The 1,584-nt window shown below is 77.5% G+C and carries 2 pseudogenes; both read left to right on the top strand.

The annotated features are described in order from the left end of the window. A pseudogene (locus tag OMK64_RS19930) lies at positions 1 to 1,057 on the top strand (LiaF domain-containing protein); the annotation flags it as partial. Further along, positions 1,054 to 1,584 (top strand): annotated as a pseudogene (locus tag OMK64_RS19925) (hypothetical protein); the annotation flags it as partial. The pseudogenes OMK64_RS19930 and OMK64_RS19925, both read left to right, overlap by 4 nt.

Here is a 1,584-nt window from a genome sequence, read left to right as displayed (position 1 = left end):
GTTCGCCGGCACGCCGTTCGTCGACGTCGGCGTCAAGAAGGCCGTGCACGACGCCCCGGGCGTCATCGCCGCCGCGATCGCGGCCGTCGAGTCCGGCGTGCCCGCACCCGCCGCGACCGGCCACGCGGACCCGTGGGTCAAGCAGCCGGCCCCGGCCCGCGCCACCGCGGCGACCAGCGCGCCCGCGACGCCCTCCACGAGCGCACCGCTGCACAACGCCCCGACGGGCCCGACCCCCGGTGCACCCGTCGCAGGCCCGGCGCCGTACGGCCCCTACGGCCCGTACCCGGCTCCCGGCACGCCCGGCCCGTACCGGAGCGGCCCGACACCTCCCGTGCCGCCCGCTCCGCAGCTCCCGCTCGTCCCGCCGCCCCCGCCCGCACCGCGCAAGCCGCGCGTGCTCGGCCCTGGCGTCGGCATGGTCGGCTCGGTCGTCGCGCTCAGTCTCATCGGGCTCGCGGTGCTGCTCCTCGCGGAGCGGACCGGCGACTTCGACGGCCCTGTCGCGCTCACCGCGCTCGGCATCGGCATCGTCCTCGCCGGCCTCGGCATCATCGTCTCCGGCCTGCGCGGCCGTCGCAGCGGCGCGCTCGGCGCCCTCGCGATCGTCGGCATCCTCGTCGCCCTGCCCGTCGGGGCCGCCCAGACCACCGACTGGGTGTGGACGTCCGGCTCGCACCGGCAGCTCGACGGTGGGACGTACGTCGTCGACAGCCGCCGGGCCGCCGCCGACGGGTTCGACCTCGGGTTCGGCGACGCGCTCGTCGACCTCACGGCCGTCCCCCTGACGAGCAGCACGCTCGACGTCCCGGTCTCGCTCGGCGCGGGCAACCTCACGGTCGTCGTCCCCGCGGACGCCGCCGTCGCGGCCGACGTGGAGGCCGGCGTCGGCACGGTCCGCTGGGAGCTCGACGGCGAGACGCGCACGGTCGACGGGCTCGGCATCTCCGAGCAGACCTTCGAGGACGAGCAGACCCGCAACGGCACCACCGCCCAGCTCGACCTGCACGTCAGCGTCGGCGCGGGCGAGGTCCGGATCATCGAGGAGCAGGCATGAGCACCGACGACACCCGCCGCCAGCCGGGGACGGACCCGACCGACGCACCGCCGGCCGAGGAGACGACCGCCCCGCTGCCCGAGCCGGCGACCGACACCACGGACGTGACCGACGAGGCCACCGTCGGCGGCGGCACGCACGACGCCGGCGCGGACGAGCGCGCCGACGGGGCCGACCAGGCCGCCGGGGCCGACGAGGGTGAGCAGGCTGGCGTGGCCGAGGCGGACGAGGCTCCCGACGCGCACGCGACTCAGCCGATCGCCCCGTCCGACGCGACCCAGCCGCTTCCCCCGGCGGACGCGACCCGGCCGCTCCCCTCGGTGGACGCGACACGACCGCTTCCCTCGGTGGACGAGACACAGCCGCTCGCCGCCGCAGACGCGACTCAGCCGATCCCCCCGGCGGACGCCCCGCTCGCGCTGTCGGCGGTGAGCTCCGCCGCGGCGGCGCGCGTCGAGGCGGTCTTCGAGACGAAGGTCGCGGTCGTGCCGAACGGGCTGGACCTCGACGCGTGGGCACCCGCGGAC

This window comes from Cellulomonas fimi (assembly GCF_028527925.1).
Lineage (GTDB): Bacteria > Actinomycetota > Actinomycetes > Actinomycetales > Cellulomonadaceae > Cellulomonas > Cellulomonas fimi_C.
This window is presented reverse-complemented; position numbering and strand designations above follow the sequence as displayed.